Origin of the sequence: Methylobacterium sp. 285MFTsu5.1 (assembly GCF_000383455.1) — a bacterium.
Taxonomy (GTDB): Bacteria; Pseudomonadota; Alphaproteobacteria; order Rhizobiales; family Beijerinckiaceae; genus Methylobacterium.
This window is the reverse complement of the sequence record NZ_KB911359.1, coordinates 1-1,217: the sequence shown is the minus strand read 5'-3', so window position 1 is coordinate 1,217 and position 1,217 is coordinate 1. Positions and strand designations below refer to the sequence as shown.

Below are 1,217 nucleotides of genomic sequence, written 5' to 3'. Positions count from 1 at the left end.
GGCCCTGGCGGTGCAGGTCCAGGATCATGACGAGTTCTCCGAGCTGGATCACCGCCGACACTCCTCGTGCGCTCACGAGGTTCGATCATCGGCGAGGTGACGACGCCCGGCTGCCCAGATCAGCGCCTCCGACCCTGCGGACGCGCGCAGAACTGGGGATTTTTCAGTCGGCGCCTTCGTCCATCATTCACCCGGCGTCGACAGCGCCTCCCGCAACAGCGTACGACGCTGGCTGCGCGTGGGAGCGTTCGTGCCCTATCGCCGGGCGCCGGCCCCGAGCCGGCTCGATGCTCATCTGCGCTTTGTCGAGGCGCGCTGGCAGGAGGGTCAGCACAACGCGGCGGGCCTGTATCGCGAGCTTCGCGCCATCGGCTTCGAGGGCGGCTACGAGATCGTCCAGCGCTGGGCGAAGCGACGGCGCCGGGGCCTTCCAACTCGACCGCCCTCGGCCCGCATCCCGTCGACACGCCGCATCGCGCGGTGCCTGATAAGCGATCCGGCCAGCCTTCCGCCCGCGGATCGCCGCTTCATCGCAGCGCTGTGTGCTCTTGCGCCCAGGCTGCAGGCCGCGGCCGAGCAGGTACGCGGCTTCGGGGCAATCCTGCGCGCCCGCGATCCGGCCGCATTGAAGCCGTGGCTGGAGGCGGCCGCCGCGAGTGAACTTGGTGGCTTCGTCGCCGGGCTGCGGCAGGACGAGGTCGCTGTCCACGCGGCCATCGGCGAGCCGTGGAGCAACGGGGCGGTCGAGGGGCAGGTGAACCGCCTGAAGCTGATCAAGCGCTCCATGTACGGCCGCGCCGGCCTCGACCTGCTCCGGCAGCGCGTCCTTCACGCCGCGTGAGGCGGAGCAGAAACCGCCCGACAAACCAGACCGAGCGCCTCCCACCGTCAGCACCGAACCTGCGGAAGAGCCAGTTCCGGATGTCGCTTGATAGTCGTCCTTGACGGCGAGATGCACGTAGCGGGAGGCCCGGTCGATGGCGACGTATAGGTAGCGTTTGCGCGAGACGCGGTCGCGGTCTTGCAACTTGGGCAGGTGCTTCACGTCGACGTGGATGAAGCCGACCTCGAAGTCCTTGAAGCTGCCGTGCGGCTTGTGGGCCTTCTCGGACGGCGGAAGCCGATTGAGGCCCTCGGCTTTGAGGATGCGGTAGACTGATCCTCCCTCGGCATCGCGGACACCTCTGATACGCTCATGCTGAGCGGGGAAGGTGTCG

The 1,217-nt window shown here is 68.4% G+C and carries 2 pseudogenes; one reads left to right on the top strand and one right to left on the bottom strand.

Annotated features, from left to right (window positions below):
• Positions 1-205: 205 nt before the first annotated feature.
• Positions 206-841, top strand: a pseudogene (locus H288_RS0131940) (transposase); the annotation flags it as partial.
• A 96-nt stretch (positions 842-937) separates the two neighbouring features.
• On the opposite strand, the pseudogene H288_RS35830 reads toward H288_RS0131940, so the two are convergent.
• Positions 938-1,217, bottom strand: a pseudogene (locus tag H288_RS35830) (hypothetical protein); the annotation flags it as partial.